The organism is Mesorhizobium sp. M0159 (genome assembly GCF_040322295.1).
Classification (GTDB): Bacteria; Pseudomonadota; Alphaproteobacteria; order Rhizobiales; family Rhizobiaceae; genus Mesorhizobium.
Window position 1 is genome coordinate 1 of record NZ_JAMYTF010000119.1, and the last position, 3441, is coordinate 3441.

5 protein-coding genes and 1 pseudogene are annotated in these 3441 nt (G+C 59.3%); 3 read left to right on the forward strand and 3 right to left on the reverse strand.

The genetic code is table 11. The features are described from left to right. Positions 1-116: 116 nt before the first annotated feature. The 3 genes and pseudogenes from NKJ32_RS35190 to NKJ32_RS35200 all read right to left on the reverse strand — a co-directional run bounded on the left by NKJ32_RS35190 (position 117) and on the right by NKJ32_RS35200 (position 1335). Entirely contained in the window at positions 117-389 is a 273-nt protein-coding gene (locus tag NKJ32_RS35190) for a GNAT family N-acetyltransferase (protein ID WP_352830536.1), read from the reverse strand. Between the two features lie 236 nt (positions 390-625). Continuing rightward, a pseudogene (locus NKJ32_RS35195) lies at positions 626-1117 on the reverse strand (YybH family protein); the annotation flags it as partial. 8 nt (positions 1118-1125) lie between these two features. Next, the gene (locus tag NKJ32_RS35200) at positions 1126-1335 is read right to left on the reverse strand and encodes a hypothetical protein (RefSeq protein ID WP_352830538.1); all 210 of its coding nucleotides are present in this window, start codon (positions 1333-1335) and stop codon (positions 1126-1128) included. A 439-nt stretch (positions 1336-1774) separates the two neighbouring features. On the opposite strand from NKJ32_RS35200, the gene NKJ32_RS35205 reads away from it, so the two are divergent. From NKJ32_RS35205 to NKJ32_RS35215, 3 genes are all read left to right on the forward strand, one after another. Beyond that, positions 1775-2179 carry a YybH family protein gene (locus NKJ32_RS35205; RefSeq protein WP_352830541.1) on the forward strand — a complete coding sequence of 135 codons (405 nt, stop codon included), beginning with the start codon at positions 1775-1777 and terminating at the stop codon, positions 2177-2179. Between the two features lie 137 nt (positions 2180-2316). Further along, complete coding sequence (locus NKJ32_RS35210; RefSeq protein ID WP_352830544.1) at positions 2317-2835, forward strand: DUF417 family protein; 519 nt, start codon at positions 2317-2319, stop codon at positions 2833-2835. Positions 2836-3156: 321 nt separating this feature from the next. Further along, positions 3157-3441 (forward strand): recombinase family protein (locus NKJ32_RS35215; protein WP_352830546.1); only part of this gene is annotated, 285 nt, incomplete at its 3' end.

The window sequence follows — 3441 nt, forward strand, 5'->3', positions numbered from 1 at the left end:
CATCAAAAACTTGACGCCGGCACCGCGGTGCTCAGGTCCTCATGGCCGCCGGATACACGTCTGCGGTCTTCACCGGATGGGTACGGCGGCTCTGGAGAAGCGCCGGGAAAGACGTCTCAAACCGGGTGGTGAGCGGCCCTTAAAGTGTCGCTATGGCCGAGACTTCTGCGCGTCTTCTCCGAGCGAGAAACGGTAAACGCTGTCTCGCTTTGAATCCAAGCTTTTGATAAAGCCGGTTTGCAGCCTCTCTGGATGGGCGGGAGGTCAGATCGAGCGTTTCTCGCTCCTGTGGCTTCGGAGCGAACGAGCGCTTCGCGAGTGAGCGCCTTGGCAATTCCTCGTCCTCGATAAGCCTCATCAACAACCACGTCCTCGATTATCCCGCGCACCCCCGTAGGAATCCGGAAAAGTGAGCATCCCAACGATCTTGTTGGCGTTGCGTGCGGTCAGGAGAACGGTGGCCGGAGACTGCGCAATCTGTTCGCGCCTTGGCTGATGCCGATTGCTGTCGCACCAGATCCGCAATTGCCTGAACCACTGCTGGCGTAATCGCAGATACTTCTTCTATCTCAATCGCAGCCAATGCGAGTCCACCTGCCACTGCTATCGCCACGCGAAAATAGCCATCGATCAGTGGGCAGTTTGCTTCCGTAACGCCGCTCTCCATCAGGACCATGCACCCGATTTTCCAGGCACCCTCGAGCCGATGCATGATCTTGAGCAGCCGCTTGCGATCCTCGCCAGTGTCGGTTCCGATCTGGTCGTAAGTGACCCAGGCCATATTCCCGTCGACGATGACGTTGACCTTTTCCCACCGAACGCGCTCCGCGAAGGCTTGTTTCTCCGGGAATCGTTCCACGATCTTCTTGATCCGCGCAGCAATCGCGTCCCAGCCTTCGTCGACTCGCACGCCGAGCGACGCGAAGGCTTCCATCCGGCGGGTCTGCGGCGACTGCACCCAGTGGCTCGCCAGCGCCTCGAAATCGCGCTTCAGCCAAGCTTCGGTCTCGGCGCGGATCACTGTCAGGATCGCGGCCCTGTCGACCTCGCTGTCGTCCATCCCGCGATCTCCGGTGACGTCAGTTCGCAGCATAGCACGGCTGGCCAGTCGTGGCATGAGCCGCCTCAAATCAGGACGATGCCGATCACCAGGACTACGCTGGCCGTCATGGCGATCGACCGAAGCAGCCCCGGGCCAAAGCGGGGCACGGCGAGCTGCTTCGAATAGTAGCGGTTTTCGGCTTCGGCGTTCATCGGCGACCGACGGGCCGAAGTTTGAAGGTTCGCGGCAACGAGACTGTAGATATCCATGACGTCCTCCGATCCTAGGTTCATCACAGACATCCTGACACGAGCAGCGGCTTTGACCTGTCATGCGCGCGGACGACAGGAGCCGAATTCCAGTCACATCCGGAGATGGACACCCCGAGCGGCGCGCCAAACATCAAAAGCTGTTCCGCTTGGAGTGTCGGCTCTCGGTGAAGCGAACCTTCGAGTGACCGCTACCGGCCCAAGTTCACCAAACCGGACCTTGCTGGGCCGATTTGGCGGCTCGTAAGCGGACGTTGACCGAAACCAGTGACTTTGACCCTCTCGCGACCCACGGAAAGTTGAACGTCTCTCCCTAAGCTGACACTCAAGAACACGCGTCGCAGCAGCCGGATTGGCTGAACGGAGCCAAGTATGATCACCCAATGTCGGATTGAACGCCTCCCGATCGTCCTCGATACAGAACCAGCTCGACGGAAGAATATCGAGGAGGAGGAGAGTTCTAATGGTGAACAAGGAGCGTGACGCTGAGGCACACATCCAGGCGCTTATCGAGCGCTGGGCGAACGCCGTGCAGCAGCAAGACCTGGAGACGATCATGGCGGATCACGCGACGGACCTCGTGATGTTCGATGTCCCACCCCCGAACGAACTTCGTGGAATTGAGGCTTACCGGGATAGCTGGGGTCCGTTCTTCGACCACTTCAAATACGGCGGCGTTTTCGCGATCGAGCGGCTGGATGTCACGGCGGGCGACCGGGTTGCTTTTGCAACCGCATTGCTGCTGTGCGGTACGAAGGACGAGCTTGAAAAGGATCCGGCAACCCGCCTTCGCCTCACCGTCGGATTGCGGAAAGAGGGTGACCGCTGGATCATCGCTCACGAACACCACTCGTACCCATACAAGTAAGCCATCCTTGCGGTCGTCTTGCTGCAAAACGTGCGAGCACAGTCTGAGGCTGGACAGTAGTCAGCGAAATCTACGACACCGATTGAACCTTGAGCCCCAAGCACGACACGGTGTGATCGAACAGGAGGAGGATACCCATGGCGGTTCTAAAAACATCAGAGCCTGAAGGTCAAGACGAGACAACTCCCCGGCCGTGGGCGCGAAAGATCGCCGCGATCAGGAAAGCCGGACGGATCGTCGCCCTGACCGGGGTCATACTGCCGCTTCTCATGATCGGCGGGATGAAGTTCACGAGGGTCGAGATCGAGGCGTTGAGACCGCTGATCGGCGGCACGCCTTGGCTCGCCTGGATGTATCCGGTCTTTGGTGAGGCCGGTGCCTCTTATGTGCTTGGCGTCGTCGAGATCGCGACCGCGCTTCTGCTGATTGCCTACCCCTGGTCGGCGCGCGCCGGTGTGGCCGGCGGGGCCTTGGCCGCGCTAATTTTCCTGGTCACCTGTTCGATCATGATTGTCCTGCCGATCTGGGAGCCTGCGCTGGGCTTTCCAGCGCTCGGTCCCCTCGGCCAGTTCCTAATCAAGGATATCGCGTTGCTCGGCATCGCGCTTGTCGTACTGGGCGAAAGCCTGAACAGATTGGACAGAGGGGCTACCTAAGCGAATCCAGGTCGAAGGCGAGTGGCAGAACATGTCATCCATTTATACGGGCCAAATGGCGGGGCTCCACCTTGCCGCGCCCTTCGACTCGCTTGGGACAAGCCCGCGAGTCCGAAAGCGGGCCGGTGTTCATGCTTTGATTTTTCTATCGTATATCGGTGCCCGCTTAATGTTCAGGGGCCACAATGGGCAGTTTCGCGACCACCGCAATCATGGCGGTTGCTGCGGCGTATTTCTGACCCAGCCTATGGGGCTATCCGCTTGCCGAATTCTGCCAGAGCGCATTGAAGTATATCTAAATGAGCCGAGCGGGAGGGGGATATGCACGTTGCTCGTGTTTATCTGCGGGTCAGTACGCAAGGGCAGGATCTTGATCGCCAGGAATCGATCATCGCTGAGGCGAGGGATGCCGGGTACTACATCGCCGGCGTCTACCGCGAAAAGGCATCCGGCGCTCGCGCCGACCGGCCGGAGCTGCTTCGTCTAATCGCGGACCTTCAGCGGGGGGTTGTCGTTGCGGAGAAGATAGACCGCATCAGTCGTCTACCTTTGCCTGAAGCTGAAAAGCTGATCGAAACAATTCGGAATAAGGGTGCTCGTTTTGCC

Bases quoted from the DNA above. Each gene is read 5' to 3' on its own strand.
- NKJ32_RS35200 (WP_352830538.1), bottom strand. From the start codon at position 1,335: ATGAACCTAGGATCGGAGGACGTCATGGATATCTACAGTCTCGTTGCC.
- NKJ32_RS35205 (WP_352830541.1), top strand. From the start codon at position 1,775: ATGGTGAACAAGGAGCGTGACGCTGAGGCACACATCCAGGCGCTTATC.
- NKJ32_RS35210 (WP_352830544.1), top strand. From the start codon at position 2,317: ATGGCGGTTCTAAAAACATCAGAGCCTGAAGGTCAAGACGAGACAACT.